This window comes from Schaalia naturae (assembly GCF_042665795.1).
GTDB lineage: Bacteria > Actinomycetota > Actinomycetes > Actinomycetales > Actinomycetaceae > Pauljensenia > Pauljensenia naturae.
In genome coordinates this window covers 1-1,436 of sequence record NZ_JBHTEF010000011.1, presented here as the reverse complement: position 1 = coordinate 1,436, position 1,436 = coordinate 1, and the positions used below count along the sequence as shown (strand labels likewise).

Below are 1,436 nucleotides of genomic sequence, written 5' to 3'. Positions count from 1 at the left end.
CGGCATATCCGCAGTCTGACACCTTGCCAGGCCGCGAACCGAGCCACTTTTCTGGGACTCGTCACCAAACGAGGTAGAAAGGTTGCGGCCCGCAGAAGAAAAGTGCATCCTCAAGCAAGCGGTGACGCTCCGTCAAGCACTTGTCGCGTTCCGCTACCTGCCCGTTGTGTCGTGCGGCCGTCGAGCCGTGGTTGGGAGGCTGCCGTGGTCGTGGAGACGCAAGAGCACGCCGTAGCAAGCCCCGGGTTCTACTTACGGACTCGGCCCACAGGCTTCGCCGTCCACATAAACGCCTCAGCGGCGCACTTGCGCAGGGTGCGCGAGCTGGCGGAGAAGACGCTGTATGAGGCCGGGGTGGACCCCGGGATCAGTGAGACCGTGCTGTTGGTCGCCTCCGAGCTGATCGGGAACTCGGTGCGGGCCTGCGGTGACCACGTGCCCCTGGTCGTGGAAGTCGACGCTGGACAGGCGGGGGTGTCGGTAAGGGTCCATGACCCTGAGCCGGGCCGACTGCCCCGCCGTCGGCCTGTCGCGCTTGACGACGCGGAGGCCGAATCCGGCCGGGGACTGGGGCTGATCGACCTTCTCGCCCCCGGCTGGCAGGTCCGCTCCACACCGGTCGGTAAGCAGATCGTGTGCAGCCTGCCGTACACCGAAGGAGACGGCGGCGCCTGAAGTCCTTTGCCGGACGGGGACTTACGCGGTCTCGCGGCGCTAAGAAAGGTGAGGAGGACGGGTCCGTAGGGGTGTAGTCCTCACACTTGAGGCGGGACGCTAGGCGCCCTCGACCGTCGTCAGCCACAGGTGGGTGTAGCGGTCCGCGTCCACGTCGAGGGCCACGTCCACGAGGGGCTGGGCGCGGGGGCCGTGGTGGTGTTCGGACTCGCCGGGGCGGGGGCGGCGGTCGACGATCGTCTGGCCCCGGGTGGGGCCGGGGGCCAGGGCGACCTCCACGGGGAGGGGGGCCGTCGTCAGGCCCGCCGGGTCGATGACCGCGCAGACCGCGCCCGCGTCGCCGAGGCCGCCGGTGGGGGTGGGGTCGCCGGACGTGGCCGGGTCGCGGTGGGCCAGCAGGGCGCCCGCCATGCGGAGGCTGGGTTCGGGGCTGGCGCGCAGGCGGGCCACGTCGGCGGCCGGGACGAGGACGCGGCGGAACACGTCGAGGCCGTACATGGTGATCGGTACGCCAGCGGTGAGCAGGACCGCCGCCGCCTCCGGGTCGTGCCAGACGTTGAACTCCGCGACCGGCGTGGCGTTGCCGGTCTCCACCGCGCCGCCCATGAACACGATCCGCTCGATGTTGCCGACCACCTCCGGGTGGGTGCGCAGCAGCAGGGCGATGTTGGTGAGCGGGGCGGTCGGGACCAGGGTCACGGGACGGGGGGAGGCGAGGATCTCGCGGCGCAGGAGGGTCACCGCGTCGACGTCCACCGGTC

2 protein-coding genes are annotated in these 1,436 nt (G+C 70.9%); one reads left to right on the top strand and one right to left on the bottom strand.

What is annotated here, in order from left to right; translation table 11 throughout:
* Positions 1-204: 204 nt before the first annotated feature.
* Entirely contained in the window at positions 205-675 is a 471-nt protein-coding gene (locus ACFQWG_RS14140) for an ATP-binding protein (protein WP_380976514.1), read from the top strand.
* 99 nt (positions 676-774) lie between these two features.
* On the opposite strand, the gene ACFQWG_RS14135 is transcribed toward ACFQWG_RS14140, so the two are convergent.
* Positions 775-1,436: nucleoside hydrolase (locus tag ACFQWG_RS14135; protein WP_380976512.1), on the bottom strand; the 662-nt coding region annotated here is incomplete at its 5' end.